The following is a 14,920-nucleotide window of genomic DNA, read 5'->3' on the forward strand; positions in this document are numbered from 1 at the left end:
CTTGAATCCCGCGCTCGCGGGTTCCTGTCCCACTCGCGGTGTGCACCCGCGAGCCGGGCAGGGACCCGCGAGTTCGTCCGCATCCGGAATCTCAGTCCTGCAGCGGCTTCCGGGCCAGCCACGCCGCCACCAGCGCGCCGGAGATGTTGTGCCACACCGAGAAGACGGCCGAGGGCAGGGCGGCGAGCGGCGTGAAGTGTGCCGTGGCAAGCGTGGCTGCCAGGCCCGAGTTCTGCATACCGACCTCGAACGCCAAGGCTCGGCGGGCCTTGCCGTCCAGGCGGCCCACCTTGCCCGCCAGGTAGCCAAGGCCCAGGCCGAAACCGTTGTGCAGCACCACGGCCAGGAACACGATGCCGCCGGCGGCGACGATCTTGCTGGCACTTCCCGCCACCACCACCGCAACGATCACGGAGATCACGACGGCGGACGCCCAGGGGAGTGCCGGCAGCACCTTGGCGACGAGGTTCTTGAGGAACAGGCGCGCCAGCAGGCCGGCGACCACCGGAAGCAGCACGGTCTTGACGATGTCCAGCACCATGGCGCCGGCGTCGATGTGCAGGAAGGACCCGGCCAACAGCAGCGTCAGGGCCGGCGTCACCAGTGGGGCAATCAGCGTGGACACGGAGGCGACGGCGACGGACAGGGCCACGTCGCCCTTGGCGAGGAAGGCCATCACGTTGGACGCGGTGCCCGACGGCGCGCAGCCCACCAGGATCAGGCCCACCGCGAGCTCCGGCGGCAGTTGGAGGGCGACGGCGATCAGCCAGCCCGCGCCCGGCATGATCACGTAGTGCGCCACGATGCCCAGCGCCACCGCCCAGGGCCGGCGCGCCACGGACGCGAAGTCCGGCGGCGTCAGGGTCAGGCCCATGCAGAACATGATGATGCCCAGCAGGTACGGCACCGACGGGGCCAGCGGCTTGAAGACGCCGTGTGACAGGAAGCCTGCCGCGCCCGCAACCACCACGAGCAACGGAAAGACGGTGACCGCCACCCGGGCGATCTTCGCTTCCGCGGCCAGGGCCGGGTTCGCGACGGTTGAATCGGATGCGGTGTTTGTTGCCTCAAGCATCTTTCCATCGTGGCAGCCGAGGCGAGGGAGCTGCGAATCCGTGACCCGCCGTCGGGCATATATGTCAGACATATCGCCCCGGCGGTGCGACGGCAGCGGCCTCAGGGCCGCTCGAGGAAGGACTCCACCTTCGCCGGATCGCGCTCGACAACGTCGCCCAGGATGCCGTCGATCTTGTCCAGCAGCGCCGGTTCGAGAACGACGCCGGCTGCCGTGGTGTTGTCCTTGAGCTGCTCGGGCCGCGAGGCGCCGACGATCGCCGCGGAGACGTTCTTGTTCTGCAGGACCCAGGCGACGGCGAACGCGGCCATGGACAGACCGGCCTCCTCTGCGAGCGGCTTCAGTTCCTGGACGCGCTCGAGCACGGCCGGCTGCATGTAGCGGTGCTCGGTCTTCGCGCCGCCGCCGTCCGTCGAGAAGCGGGACGCGGCCGGTGCGCCCGCGCCCGGCACGTACTTGCCGGTCAGTACGCCCTGCGCAATAGGCGACCACACGATCTGGCCGAGGCCCAGTTCCTCGCTGAGCGGCACCACCTCGGGCTCGATCACGCGCCACAGCATGTTGTACTGCGGCTGGTTGGAGATGAGCTGGATGCCGAGCTCCTTGGCGAGGGCGGCGCCGCGGCGGATCTCGTCCGGCGTCCATTCGGAGACACCGATGTAGAGCGCCTTGCCGGCCCGGACCACGTCGGCGAACGCCTGCATCGTTTCCTCAAGCGGGGTTTCGTAGTCGTAGCGGTGGGCCTGGTAGAGGTCCACGTAGTCCGTGCGGAGGCGGGCCAGAGAGCCGTTGATGGATTCCATGATGTGCTTGCGGGACAGGCCGCGGTCGTTCCTGCCTTCGCCGGTGGGGAAGTAGACCTTGGTGAAGATTTCGACGCCTTCGCGCCGCACGCCGTCGAGCGCTGCGCCGAGCGCGGATTCGGCGCGGGTGCCGGCGTAGGCGTCCGCGGTGTCGAAGGTGGTGATGCCCAGGTCCAGGGCGGTGCGGACGCAGGAGCTCGCGGCGTCCTGGCCGATCTGTTCGCCGTGGGTGGTCCAGTTGCCGTACGCGATTTCACTCACGTACAGGCCAGAGTTTCCGAGCTTGCGGTATTCCATGGGGTTCCTGTTCGCTGGGGTGTTGCGGGACGGATTTAGGGGGACACCGCGCGGAGGCGGCGGGGCGGGGCCGTGGAACCCCGCACAACGAGGTTCGGCTGGAGGCGCTCGACGGCGGCCGGCGCACCGTCGAGGGTGGCGATGAGGGCTTCCGCGGCGAGGCGGCCCTGCTCGGCGACGCCGTGGTCCATCGTGGTGAGGCCAACCGATCCGGCGAGTTCGTGGTTGTCGTAGCCGACCACCGAGAAATCCCCGGGCACCTGCAGCCCGGCGCCGCGGAGGGTGGCCAGGGCGCCGAAGGCGAGCTCGTCCGAGGCGGCGACCACCGCCGTCGGGGGTTCCGCCATGGTGAGCGCCGTCGCCATGGCCGCGGATCCCGCGTCCACGGTGTTTCCGACGCCGAACTCCAGGCCCGGATCGGGGCTGATCCCGGCGTCGGCGAGGGCGTCGCGGTAACCGAGCAGGCGTTCGGCGGGAGGCACGCCGCCGAGGGTGGAACCGGGTGCCTCCTGGATGCCGAGGAAGGCGATGCGCTCGTGGCCGAGGTTGATCAGGTGCCGGGTGGCCGCGCGCCCGCCGGCCCGGTCCTCGACGCACACCGAGGACGCGCCCGCCCGTTCCGAGCCGACCAGGGCCACCGCCTGGCCCTGCGCTTCGAGGGCCGCGAGTTCTTCCGCGGTGAGCTGCAGGGCGAGCACCAGGGCACCGTCGGAGCGGCCCTGCAGGCGGGGCGCGGCGAAGAACGCGTTGCGCAGTTCCGGCGTGGAAAGCTCCGTGAGCAGGACGTCGTAGCCGGCACGGCTCAGCACCCGGCCGGCCGCGGCAATCACCTCCGCGAAGAACCATTTCGAGAGAAGCGGTACGACGACGGCGACCGTGTGGGTGCGTCCCGTCGCCAGCCGGGAGGCGCTCAGCGAGGCGACGTAGCCGAGTTCTTCGGCAGCTTCTTGCACGCGCTTGCGGGTCGACTCGGCGATGCCAGGAACCCCGCGAAGGGCACGGGAAACCGTGGAAACGGATACACCGGCGCGGTCGGCGACGCTCTGGACGGAAGAAGGCATGCTCCGAGGCTAAGGGACTCTAGCCGAAGATTGCAAGCGCTTGCGAAAGATGAAACCCACTCGCGGCCCGGTTTCACAGCATCGGAAAAGTTGGGTCTTCCCAGCTCCAAATGTGTCATGTACCATTGCACATATCATGTGACATCGAACACAGCGAACGATGTTTTCACCTGTTTCCCCACATGGAAGAGCGTTATGACCCTTTCAGAAATCGCGAACGGCAAGCTCGCGCCCCGTACCGGCATCAGGCTGGACAACATCTCCAAGCGTTACGGCGACCATCTGGTGATCGACGATGTGTCGCTGAACGTCGAACCGGGCACGGTGACGGCGTTGATCGGCCCCTCGGGTGCCGGCAAGAGCACCTTCCTGCGGTGCATCAACCTGCTGGAGCGGCCCGACTCCGGAACCATCCAGGTGGACCACCACACCATCGAGCCCGGCAAGGTGATCAACGCCAAGGACCTCGCGGCCCTGCGCCGCACGGTCGGCATGGTGTTCCAGTCATTCAATCTTTTCCCGCACATGTCCGCCCTGAAGAACATCAGCTTCCCGCAGCAGAAAGTGCTCGGCCGCAGCAAGGAAGAGGCCGACGAGCGCGCACTGCAGCTCCTGGAGCGCGTCGGCCTGAAGGACAAGGCGCACCAGCATCCCGGCCGGTGTTCCGGCGGGCAGCAGCAGCGTATCGCCATCGCCCGGGCGCTGGCCCTGGATCCCTCCATCATGCTGTTCGACGAGCCGACATCGGCCCTGGACCCCGAGGTGGGCCTGGAAGTCCTGGCGGTCATGCGCGAGCTGGCCGACGACGGGATGACGATGATCGTGGTCACCCACGAGATGCAGTTCGCCCGGGATGTTTCGGACACCCTCGTGGTGATGGCCGACTGCAAGATCATCGAGCAGGGTGATCCGCGGGCCATCATGAGCGACCCGCAGGAGGACCGCACCCGGCGCTTCCTGCGCGCCGTGCTGGAGCGCTGAAATGGACGCATTCTCCGCAGTCCTGCAGGGGCTGCCCATGACGATCGTGCTGACGCTGTCCGCCTTCGCGATCGGCATCGTCGGTGCGGTGCCGCTGGCGGTGGGCCTGTCGTCGTCGAACATTGTGGTCCGCCTGGCCTGCCGGCTCTTCGTGGACCTGGTGCGCGGCGTGCCGATCATCGTGTGGCTGTTCCTGCTGAAGTTCGGCATCCAGGTGGGCACCTTCAAGTTCAACCCGGTGGGCGCGGCGATCGTGGGCCTGGGCGTGGTGTCCATTGCCTACCTGGCCGAGATCTACCGCGGCGGCCTCGAATCGGTGCCGCGCGGACAGAACGAGGCCGCGGATGCGCTCGGCCTGTCCCGTGGGACCACGTTCCTGCGGGTGCTGGTGCCGCAGGCCTTCCGGATCGTGTCCCCGTCCATTGCGACCTACCTCACCGGCCTTCTGAAGGACTCGTCCATCGCTTCGACGATCATCGTCGCCGAGATGGTGTTCCAGTCCCAGGCCTTCGCCCGGCAGCACCCCACCATGGAAGGCATCCTGCCCTACGTGCTGGTCGGCATCCTGTACATCGTGTTGAGCCTGCCGGTGGCCTACCTGTCCCGCAGCCTTGATGCCCGCATGAGGAAGGCGGTCTACGCATGAACTGGCTGATCGAATGGGCAGGCTACCTGCCGCAGCTGATGTCCGGGCTCGGCGTCAGCCTTATGATCGCCGGCGTCTCGATCGTGGCCGGCTACCCGCTGGGCCTGGTGCTCAGCGTCATGGTCCAGCACCGCAACCTGGCCGTGCGCACCCTGGGCCTGGCCGTCGTCGAAATCGGCCGCGGCGCCCCCGCCCTGGTGATCCTGTACCTGTTCTATTACGGGCTGCCGAAGTTCGGCATCGCCTTCGAAAGCATCACCGCGGCCTGCCTGGCGCTGATCTGGAATTCCGCGGCGTACTCCTCGGAGATCATGCGGGCCGGAATGCAGTCCGTGGCCCGCGGCCAGCACGAGGCCTCGGCCGCCCTGGGCCTGTCCCGCGGGCACACCTTCTTCCGGGTGATCATGCCGCAGGGCATGCGCTCTGCCATTCCGGGCCTGATGGGCGTGGCCATCCAGATGTTCCAGGGGACCTCCCTGGCCTACGCCATCGCCGTGCCGGAATTGATGAAGTCCGCGTACAACATCGGTTCGCAGGACTTCAACTACCTGCAGATCTTCGCCCTCGCGGGCATCTGCTACGCGGCCATCTCCATGCCGGCCACGTGGATCACCGTGTACTTCGAAAAACGCCTGGCCCGCCATACCTGACCCTTTTCCGCACATCCCCACGCATCCCCCAATCAACAGGAGGAAAGAAATGACCATGCACAAGCTCAAGACCACCGGGGCGCTCGCCGCCGTCGTCCTCGCCGCCGGGCTGGGCCTGACCGCCTGCGGCGGGTCCTCGACCGCCAGCAACTCCAACTGCACGCCCAAGCATCAGGGAATCCAGACCGTCGCCCAGGGCAAGCTGACCATCGGCGTCATCGACATCCCGCCGTTCAGCAGCTACAACAGCGGCAAGCCCAACGGCATCGACATCGCGATCGTCAACAAGATCGCCAAGGACGAGTGCCTCGAGCCCGTCTACCAGCAGGCCACCTACGCCGACGCCGTGCAGTCCATCTCCGGCGGCAACATCGACCTCGCCCTGGGTACCATCGACGCCACCGAGAAGCGCCTGAAGGCCGTGGACTTCTCCGCCTCCACCTACCTGGACGGCATGGGCATTGCCTCCAAGACCGGCGCCACCACTGTGGCCGAGCTGGAGAAGATGAAGAAAGTGGGTACCATCGACGGCTACCTCTGGGTGGAGGACCTCCGCAAGATCCTCGGCGACAAGCTGGTCACCTACCCGTCCAGCGTCGAGCTGAAGGCGGACTTCGACGCCGGACGCCTGGACGCCGACGTCGACGCTTACGGCGTGCAGGTCCTCCAGTTCAAGGACGCCGCCGGAGTCACGGTCGCCCTGTCCAACGAAAAGCCGGACCCGCGCGTCGGCGCGATCACGCAGGCGCCCGAGGCAGCGTTCCCGATGACCAAGGGCAACACCAGCCTGAAGGAAGCGCTCGACGCCGGCATTGAAGCCCAGCGCGAAGACGGCACCATTGCCAAGCTGCTCACGGACGCGGGCCTCTCCGAAGGACTTGGGAAGGTCGCCGAGAAGCAGTACGTGGTTCCCGCGAGCTGAACCCGCCCTTTGCGGGCGGCGACCCCGCCTGCGAACCCCGGATGCCGGGCTACGGCCCGGCATCCCCTTATTCCACCTGTGCAATGTCACATGGTAAATTTGCTGTGAGGAACTTCACGGCAGCACGATAACTGGCGCCTAGTGTGCCTGAAGAAAGGAACCGATCATGACCGAGACCCGCAAGCCCTGGCACGGCGTACACGTCGCCACCGCGCTGCCCTTCAATGAAGACTTCAGTGTGGACTTCGACGCCTACGCCGAGCACGTCCGCTTCCTGGCGAACGCCGGCTGTGACGGCGTGGCTCCCAACGGCTCCCTGGGCGAGTACCAGACCCTCAGCGAAGAGGAACGCGGCCGCGTTATTTCGACGGCGGTTGAGGCAGCCCCCGAGGGCTTCACCGTGATGGCCGGTGTGGGTGCCTACAGCGCCCTGCAGTCCGTGAACTGGGCGGAGCAGGCTGCCGAAGCCGGCGCGTCCTCCCTGATGCTCCTGCCGCCGAACGCCTACCGCGCCAACGACGACGAGGTGGTGGAGCACTACCGCCGTGTCGCCGCCGTCGGCCTGCCGATCGTGGCCTACAACAACCCGATCGACACCAAGGTGGACCTGACCCCGCAGCTGATCGCCCGCCTGCACGGCGAAGGCCTGATTGTGGGCGTCAAGGAATTCACCGGCGACGTCCGCCGCGCCTACGAGATCAAGGAACTCGCCCCGGAGGTGGACCTGATCATCGGCACGGACGACACCGTCGTCGAAATGGGCCTGGCAGGTGCCGTGGGCTGGGTGGCCGGCTACCCGAACGCCATCCCGGAGTCCACACTGGAGCTGTACCGCCTCTCCACCTCCGGCGACGTGGCGGACCTGGCCCGCGCCCGCGAAATCTACACGGACCTGCACTCCCTGCTCCGCTGGGACAGCAAGACCGAGTTCGTCCAGTCCATCAAGCTGTCCATGGACATCGTGGGCCTGCGAGGAGGAGCCTGCCGCCCCCCGCGCGGCCCCCTGACGGCCGAAGCCCACGCAGCAGTAACCAGGGACACGGAAGCAGCCCTCGCCAAGGGCTACAAATAAACAAAAGGCTGGTGCTGCATTGCCCGCAGAGGTGAGGCACCAGAACGGGATTTCGGTTCTCCGGAAAGGAGCGCATCGCGGCCGAACGCGCGACGGAGGTCGCTCAGCGACTGAAGAAGCGCCTTTCGGCCGTGTCTAAGCGACGCCGGAGGGCCGAAATCCCGCCCAACCCAGCCACAAAGCTTAAGGAGAGAGCACATGAGAACCAGCCGCATCTTTCACGCCGTGGACTCCCACACGGAGGGCATGCCCACGCGCGTGATCACCGGCGGCATCGGGACGATCCCCGGCGCCACCATGGCGGAGCGCCGCCTGTGGTTCATGGAACACAGCGACTGGATCCGCACCCTCCTGATGACCGAGCCGCGCGGCCACGCGTCCATGAGCGGGGCCATCCTGCAGCCGCCCACCCGGCCGGACGCGGACTACGGCGTGCTGTACATCGAGGTGTCCGGCCTGCTGCCGATGTGCGGCCACGGCACCATCGGCGTGGCCACCGTGCTGGTGGAGACCGGCATGGTGGAGGTCGTGGAGCCGGTCACCACGGTGCGGCTGGACACCCCGGCCGGCCTGGTGATCGCCGAGGTCGCGGTGAAGGACGGCCACGCCGAATCCGTGACCATCCGCAACGTGCCCTCGTTCGTGGACCGGCTCGACGCCGAGGTGGAGGTTCCCGGCTACGGCACGGTCGGCTATGACCTCGCCTTCGGCGGAAACTTCTACGCCGTGGTGGACCTGGACAGCCTGGGTCTGCCGTTCGAGCGGGAACGCAAGGACGATCTGCTCAAGGCCGGCCTGGCCATCATGGATGCCATCAACGCCAAGGACGAGCCCGTCCACCCGGATCGGGAGGACATCCGCGGCTGCCACCACGTGTACCTGAAGGCGCCCGGCTCCACGGCCAGGCACTCCCGGCACGCGATGGCGATCCACCCGGGCTGGTTCGACCGCTCACCCTGCGGCACCGGCACCAGCGCCCGGATGGCGCAGCTGCACGCCCGCGGCGAACTGGCCCTGGACACCGATTTCGTCAATGAGTCCTACATCGGTTCCCGCTTCATCGGGCGCTTGGTGGAGGAAGCCGAGGTGGGCGGCCGGCCCGCCGTCGTCCCCACCGTGACCGGGCGCGCGTGGCTGACCGGCACCGCGCAGTACTTCCTGGATCCCACGGATCCCTTCCCGGAAGGCTTCCTGCTGTGAGCCTGCCCTATTTCGACGCCGCGGCGGTGCGTGCCGCCGCCCCGTGGCCGACGGCGGTCGCGGCCCTGGAGCGCGCGCTCGCCGACGGGGTGGATCCGGAGTTGGACAGCCCCCGGCTGTTCAGCCCGGCGCCGGGTGGGGAGTTCCTGCTCATGCCGGCACAGGGTGTGAGCTATTCAGGCGTCAAGGCACTCACCGTCGCCCCGGGCAACCCGGCCCGCGGGCTCGAGAAGATCCAGGGCATCTACCTGCTGATCGACTCGGACACGCTGGCCCCGCTGGCCACCATGGACGGCACCGAACTCACGGCCATCCGCACCCCGGCCACCACCCTCATGGCGGTCAAGCACATCCTCGCCGCCGCCCCGGAACGCGAAACCAAAGAAGACCCCCAGGTCCTCGTCTTCGGCGCGGGCATCCAGGCGCTCAACCACCTCCGCGCGGCGCACGCCGTGCTGCCCGGGGCGCGCTTCGCCGTCGTCGGGCAACGTCCGGAAAGGGTGCAGTCGCTGATCGGAACGCTCGCCGCGGAAGGCATCGAGGTCCGGGCCGGCAGCACCGCGGACGTCCCGGAGGCGGATGTCATCCTCTGCGCCACCTCCTCCCGCACGCCCTTGTTCGACGGCGGGATGGTGGCGGAAGGCGCGGTGGTCGCCGCCGTCGGGCAGCACGGACTGGACGCCCGCGAAGTGGACGCGGCGCTGGTACTGCGCTCCGACGTCGTGGTGGAAGGCCGCGCCTCGGCGCTGCGCGAAGCGGGGGACCTCATCCCGGCGCGGAGCGCGGAGGAATGGGCAAGCATCCACCCGCTGAACCTGCAGGAACTCGTGGCCGGCAAGCTGGAACGCACGCCCGGGAAGCCCTGCCTGTACGCCGGGGTGGGCATGGCCTGGGAGGACCTCGTGACGGCGGCCGTGGTGTATGAAGGAGGCACCAGAGAATGACGCCCGCCCAAGGAGTGCTCACCGTGCCTGCCAACAACCAGCTCCCCATCGCCCCGCTCGGCCGCCAGCGCAGCCTGCGCGAGTCGGTCACCGAGTCGCTGCGTGCCGCGATCATCGCCGGCACGCTGGAGGAGGGGACCCTGTACTCGGCTCCGGCGCTGGGCGCGGCCTTCGGTGTCTCGGCCACGCCCGTGCGCGAGGCCATGATGGACCTGGCCCGCGAAGGCCTGGTGGAAACCGTCAAGAACAAGGGCTTCCGGGTCACCAGCATGAGCGACCGTGAACTGGACGAGATCACCGAGATCCGCCTGCTGCTGGAGCCCCCGGTGATGGCCGACATCGCCGGGGCCATCCCCGAAGGCGACATGGGCCGCCTGCACAAACTGGCCGAGGACATCGTGGACGCCGCCCGCGAAGGCGACCTGGCGGCCTATCTGGCCGCCGACCGCGACTTCCATGCCGAACTGCTCGAGTATTCGGGCAACAAGCAGCTCGTGGAGCTGGCCACCAGCCTGCGCACCCGCACCCGCATGTACGGGCTGAAGATCCTCAGCGACAACAACCGCCTGGCCAACTCGGCCCAGGAACACCACGAACTGCTGGACCTCCTTGCCTCCGGAGACGGGGCCGCAGCCCGCGAACTCATGCGCCGTCATATCGGCCACGCGCGCGGGCTCTGGGCCACCGGCGAGGACGAAACCCCACCCCTGGAGTAACAGACATGAACTTTGGAAATGGCCCCCGGGGCAGCGATGTCCTGGTCATGGGCGCCGGCGTCATCGGGGCCGCCACCGCCTATTTCGCCGCACAACAGGGCCTGAGCGTCACGGTCCTGGACAAGGGCCTCCCGGCCAGCGGCACCTCCTCCGCCTGCGAAGGCAACATCCTCGTCTCGGACAAGGAACTCGGCCCCGAACTCGAACTCACCCGGTACTCCCTGGGCGTGTGGCACAACGACCTCGCCGAGCACAAGAAACTCTGGGAGTTCGAATCCAAGGGCGGGATCATCGTGGCCTCCCGCGAAAGCAGCCTCGCCTCCCTGAACCGGGTGATGGCGGTCCAGAAGGGCTTCGGCGTGGACGTCGAGGAACTGGACCAGGCCGCTCTCCGCGAAGCCGAACCCCACATTTCCCCCGAAGCCCTGGGCGGTGCCAGCTACCGCGAGGACTGCCAGGTTCAGCCCATGCTCGTGGCGGCCCACCTCGTGCGGCTCGCCACCGAGGCCGGCGCCCGCTTCATCGCCGACACTCCAGTCACTGGCTTTATGCGCGACGGCGGCCGGGTCACCGGCGTCCGCACCCCGCGCGGCGATTTCCCCGCCGGAGCCGTGGTGAACTGCACCGGAACCTGGGCCGGCGAGCTCGCGGCGATGGCCGGCGTCGAGGTCCCCGTCCTGCCGCGGCGCGGCTTCGTGATGGTCACCGAACCGCTGCCGCCCATGGTCCACCACAAGGTCTACGCCGCCGAATACATCGACAACGTGGGCAGCTCCGACGCCGGGCTGCAGGCTTCGCCCGTGGTGGAAGGCACGCCCAGCGGCACCATCCTCATTGGCTCCACCCGCGAACGCGTCGGCTTCGACCGCACCGTCAGCACCGCCGCCCTCGGCCTCCTGGCCCGCAACGCCACCGCGCTCTTCCCCTTCCTGGAACGGGTCAAAGCCATCCGGCACTACCACGGCTTCCGCCCCTACTGCCCGGACCACCTGCCCGTGATCGGCCACGACGACCGCGCCCCCGGGCTCTGGCACGCCGCCGGCCACGAGGGTGCGGGCATCGGCCTCTCCGCCGGAACGGGCAAGCTCCTGGCCCAGGCGCTCGCCGGGCTCACCCCGGACCTGGACCTCACGCCCTTTGCGCCCGCACGCTTCGGCGAGGCACGTCCCCAAACAGCATCCCGAGAGGAGGCCACGGCATGAACCCGCAGCCTGTCACCATCACTTTCGACGGCCGCCCGCTCACGGCCGCAGCCGGCCAGAGCGTCGGCGCGGCCCTCGCTTCCCAGGGCGTCACCGCCTGGCGCAGCACCCGCAAAGGCGGCAGGCCCCGCGGCCTGTTCTGCGGCATCGGCGTCTGCTTCGACTGCCTGGTGACGGTGGACGGCGAGACGAACCAGCGCGCCTGCCTCGTGGAGGTCTGCGAGGGCATGGAGGTGGAGGGCTCATGAGCGTCACTGTTGATGTCGCCGTCGTCGGTGCCGGTCCCGCCGGGCTCGCCGCAGCGGTGGCGGCCGCCGAAGCGGGTGCGAGGGTCGCCGTCGTCGACGCCGGAAACCAGCCGGGCGGCCAGTTTTGGCGGCACGCACCCGAGACCGTCCAGCGCCAAGCTGCCGATGTCCAGGCGGACGGCCACGGCCACCACGGCTGGAACACTTATTTGGACCTGCGGGCGCGTTTCGATGCCGCGCAGCACGCCGGGCGGATCACGTACCTGCCCGGGCTGCAGGTTTGGATGGCTGAGCGCTCCGAGGACGGCTTCGTGCTGCGGACGACGCCGGCCGTCGCCTCCGCGGGCGCCGCACCCGTGACTGTCACGGCGGACCGCCTGGTCCTGTGCCCCGGCGGCTACGACCGCCAACTGCCCGTTCCCGGCTGGGACCTGCCCGGCGTCCTGGCGGCCGGCGGCATCCAGGCTTTCATCAAGGCCAACGGCGTGCTGCCGGGCAAGCGTTTCGTCATCGCGGGCACCGGGCCGTTCCTGCTGCCCGTGGCCGCGGGTATCGCCGAAGCGGGCGGGAAGGTGCTGGCCGTGCTGGAGTCCTCCGCGCCGTCGGCCTGGCTGCCGCACCTGGCCGCCGCGTCCGGTGTGCCCGGGAAGGCCCTGGAAGGCGCCGAGTACGCGGCCGCGTTCGCCCGGCACCGGATTCCATACCGCACGCGGAGCATCGTCACCGAGGTGCTTGGTTCGGATCGGGCTAGCGGTGTGCGCACGGCGCGCGTCGACCCCGCCGGCCGGGTCCGCCCCGGTACCGAACGGGTCTACGGGGACGTGGACGTGGTGGGTTTCGGCTGGGGCTTCACCCCGCAGATGGAATTGCCCGTTTCCCTCGGCGTCGAAACCCGGCTGGACGCCGACGGCTCTCTGGTCGGCGTCGTCGACGACCGCCAGCAGTCCAGCGTGCCCGGGCTGTACCTGGCGGGTGAGGTGACCGGCGTCGGGGGCGCCACCCTTGCCGTCCTGGAAGGCCTCGCCGCCGGAGCCGCGGCCGCCCGGCCGGACCCGGGTGTCCCCGTGAAGCCGCCGGCGGCGATCGCCCGGCACCGCCGCTTCGCGCAGGCCATGCATCAGGCGCATCCCGTGCCCGCTGCCTGGCAGGACTGGCTCACCCCGGACACCACCGTGTGCCGCTGCGAGGAAGTCACCGCCGGTGATATCACAGAAGCCCGGGAGGACCTGGGCGCCCGCGACGTCCGCAGCCTCAAGTCCTTCACCCGCGCGGGGATGGGCTGGTGCCAAGGCCGGGTCTGCGGCTTCGCGGCCGCCTGCCTCGGCGCCGGTCCCGGAGAAGCGCCCGGCGCCGGATCCCTCGCCGGAAGTGCCAAGCGCCCCCTCGCCGCACCCGTGGGCATCGGCGAACTGGCTGCCCTCGATGGCTAACCATGCCGGCTAACCTCGCTGCCAAACCCTCGAATTCGCCGGAGAGCTGCCAAATCGCCGGAACGTTCCAGCGATCCCGCAGCGTTCCCGCGACCCCGCTCATGACCCAGTACCAAGACCTCAACGGAAGGAGACCGCGATGACCGCGATCACCCAGAGCACCACCGGCGCCGCTGCCGGTACCACCGACGCCGAACTCGAACAGCACCTCGCCGCCGCCCACGCCGCCGCGGCACCCCTGGCCACCCTCCGCCCGGCCGAACGCGCCGCCCTGCTGGACGCCGTCGCGGACGCCCTCGATGCCGCCGCGGACGAGTTGGTTCCGCTGGCGCGGCAGGAAACCCGGCTCGCCGAGGCACGCCTGCACGGCGAACAGAAGCGCACCACCTTCCAACTGCGGCTCTTCGGCGAGGTGCTGCGCGACGGCGGCTACCTGGACGCCCGCATCGACCACGCCGACCCCGACTGGCCCATGGGCGCACCCCGCCCGGAACTGCGCCGCCTCAAGGTGCCCGTGGGCCCCGTGGTGGTCTTTGCCGCGAGCAACTTCCCCTTCGCCTTTTCCGTGGCTGGCGGCGACACCGCCTCGGCGCTCGCCGCGGGCAACCCCGTGATCCTCAAGGCGCACTCAGGGCACCCGGAGCTCTCCAAGGCGACGGCCGCCGTCGTGGTTTCAGCCCTGGCCGCTGCCGGGGCACCGGAGGGGACCTTCGCGCTGATCACCGGAACCGCGGCCGGAGCCGCTGCGCTGAAGGATCCGCGCATCAAGGCCGGAGCCTTCACCGGTTCCATCCCGGGCGGCCGCGCCCTGTTCGACATCGCCAGCTCCCGCCCCGAGCCCATCCCGTTCTTCGGGGAACTGGGCAGCAACAACCCCGTCTTCGTCACCGAGGCTGCCGCGGCCGAACGCGGTGCCGAGATCGCCGAGGCCTTCGTGGCTTCCTTCACCATGGGCGCCGGGCAGTTCTGCACGAAGCCGGGCACCTTGTTCGTACCCGCGTCCTCGGCCATGGTCGAGGCCCTGCGCGGCGCCGCGCTGCCGGGTGCCGCTCCGCTGCTGAACAGCCGCATCCAGTCCGGCTACGCCGAGGTCCTCCAGGAGCTGCAGGCCAATCCGCGCCTCGAGGTCCTTGCCCAGGGCGAGGAGCCGCTGGCCGATCCGCCCGCCCCGACGTTGCTGCTCACCAGCGCCGCGGACATGCTCGCCGAGCCGCACGCGCTTCAGGCCGAATGCTTCGGACCCACCGCCGTCGTGGTGGCGTACGACGACGAGTCCCGGCTCGCGGAGATCGCGGAGACTTTCGAGGGGCAGCTGACCGCCACGATCCACGGCACCGATACCTGCCAGGTGGCCGGGCTCGTCGAGGTCCTGGCCCGCAAGGCCGGACGCGTGCTCTGGAACCAGTGGCCCACCGGCGTTTCGGTCACCTACGCGCAGCAGCACGGCGGACCGTACCCGGCCACGACGGCGGCCGGCAGCACCTCCGTGGGCACCGCCGCGATCGAACGCTTCCTGCGACCCGTGGCGTACCAGGGCTTCCCGCAGCACTTGCTGCCCGAAGCCGTGCGCGAGGATAACCCGCTGGCCGTGCCGCGCCTGGTGGACGGCCGGCGGGAGGGGTAGGCTCGCGAACCCCGTGCATCCCTACACGCGCTCGCTGCGCGCCGCGGTG

General features: G+C 69.3%; 15 protein-coding genes. 12 read left to right on the forward strand and 3 right to left on the reverse strand.

What is annotated here, in order from left to right:
- Positions 1-91: 91 nt before the first annotated feature.
- From BLP88_RS09185 to BLP88_RS09195, 3 genes are all read right to left on the reverse strand, one after another.
- Complete coding sequence (locus BLP88_RS09185) at positions 92-1,075, reverse strand: bile acid:sodium symporter family protein (RefSeq protein WP_074588611.1); 984 nt, start codon at positions 1,073-1,075, stop codon at positions 92-94.
- Positions 1,076-1,176: 101 nt separating this feature from the next.
- A complete protein-coding gene (locus BLP88_RS09190; protein ID WP_074588612.1) occupies positions 1,177-2,175 on the reverse strand; it encodes an aldo/keto reductase family protein in 999 nt (332 codons plus the stop codon).
- 35 nt (positions 2,176-2,210) lie between these two features.
- Positions 2,211-3,236 (reverse strand): LacI family DNA-binding transcriptional regulator, encoded by a 1,026-nt coding sequence (locus BLP88_RS09195; RefSeq protein ID WP_074588614.1) that lies wholly within the window; start codon positions 3,234-3,236, stop codon positions 2,211-2,213.
- A 195-nt stretch (positions 3,237-3,431) separates the two neighbouring features.
- Between BLP88_RS09195 and BLP88_RS09200 the strand changes: the two genes are divergently transcribed.
- The 12 genes from BLP88_RS09200 (at position 3,432) to BLP88_RS09255 (ending at position 14,871) form a co-directional block, all read left to right on the forward strand.
- Complete coding sequence (locus BLP88_RS09200; protein ID WP_074588615.1) at positions 3,432-4,217, forward strand: amino acid ABC transporter ATP-binding protein; 786 nt, start codon at positions 3,432-3,434, stop codon at positions 4,215-4,217.
- A gap of 1 nt (position 4,218) precedes the next feature.
- Positions 4,219-4,863, forward strand: coding sequence for an amino acid ABC transporter permease (locus BLP88_RS09205; protein ID WP_074588616.1), 645 nt, complete (start codon positions 4,219-4,221; stop codon positions 4,861-4,863).
- A complete protein-coding gene (locus BLP88_RS09210; protein WP_074588617.1) occupies positions 4,860-5,513 on the forward strand; it encodes an amino acid ABC transporter permease in 654 nt (217 codons plus the stop codon). Before BLP88_RS09205 ends, BLP88_RS09210 begins: the two co-directional genes overlap by 4 nt.
- Positions 5,514-5,562: 49 nt before the next feature.
- Positions 5,563-6,435: a substrate-binding periplasmic protein gene (locus BLP88_RS09215; RefSeq protein ID WP_074588619.1), complete on the forward strand. Its 873-nt coding sequence runs from the start codon at positions 5,563-5,565 to the stop codon at positions 6,433-6,435.
- Positions 6,436-6,601: 166 nt separating this feature from the next.
- Positions 6,602-7,507, forward strand: coding sequence for a dihydrodipicolinate synthase family protein (locus BLP88_RS09220; protein WP_074588620.1), 906 nt, complete (start codon positions 6,602-6,604; stop codon positions 7,505-7,507).
- Between the two features lie 198 nt (positions 7,508-7,705).
- Positions 7,706-8,707 (forward strand): proline racemase family protein, encoded by a 1,002-nt coding sequence (locus BLP88_RS09225; RefSeq protein WP_074588621.1) that lies wholly within the window; start codon positions 7,706-7,708, stop codon positions 8,705-8,707.
- On the forward strand, positions 8,704-9,651 hold the full coding sequence (locus tag BLP88_RS09230) for an ornithine cyclodeaminase family protein (RefSeq protein ID WP_074588622.1): 948 nt from the start codon (positions 8,704-8,706) through the stop codon (positions 9,649-9,651). Before BLP88_RS09225 ends, BLP88_RS09230 begins: the two co-directional genes overlap by 4 nt.
- Positions 9,648-10,367, forward strand: a complete 720-nt coding sequence (locus BLP88_RS09235; protein ID WP_074588624.1) for a GntR family transcriptional regulator — start codon at positions 9,648-9,650, stop codon at positions 10,365-10,367. The genes BLP88_RS09230 and BLP88_RS09235 overlap by 4 nt, the downstream gene beginning before the upstream one ends.
- 5 nt (positions 10,368-10,372) lie before the next feature.
- Positions 10,373-11,569 (forward strand): NAD(P)/FAD-dependent oxidoreductase, encoded by a 1,197-nt coding sequence (locus BLP88_RS09240; RefSeq protein ID WP_074588625.1) that lies wholly within the window; start codon positions 10,373-10,375, stop codon positions 11,567-11,569.
- Complete coding sequence (locus BLP88_RS09245; RefSeq protein ID WP_175453528.1) at positions 11,566-11,817, forward strand: (2Fe-2S)-binding protein; 252 nt, start codon at positions 11,566-11,568, stop codon at positions 11,815-11,817. The genes BLP88_RS09240 and BLP88_RS09245 overlap by 4 nt, the downstream gene beginning before the upstream one ends.
- Positions 11,814-13,247 (forward strand): FAD/NAD(P)-dependent oxidoreductase, encoded by a 1,434-nt coding sequence (locus BLP88_RS09250; protein WP_074588626.1) that lies wholly within the window; start codon positions 11,814-11,816, stop codon positions 13,245-13,247. Before BLP88_RS09245 ends, BLP88_RS09250 begins: the two co-directional genes overlap by 4 nt.
- A gap of 139 nt (positions 13,248-13,386) precedes the next feature.
- A complete protein-coding gene (locus BLP88_RS09255) occupies positions 13,387-14,871 on the forward strand; it encodes an aldehyde dehydrogenase (NADP(+)) (protein WP_074588628.1) in 1,485 nt (494 codons plus the stop codon).
- Positions 14,872-14,920 lie beyond the last annotated feature (49 nt).

The sequence above is a fragment of the Arthrobacter cupressi genome (genome assembly GCF_900099975.1).
In the GTDB taxonomy this organism is placed as follows: Bacteria; Actinomycetota; Actinomycetes; order Actinomycetales; family Micrococcaceae; genus Arthrobacter; species Arthrobacter cupressi.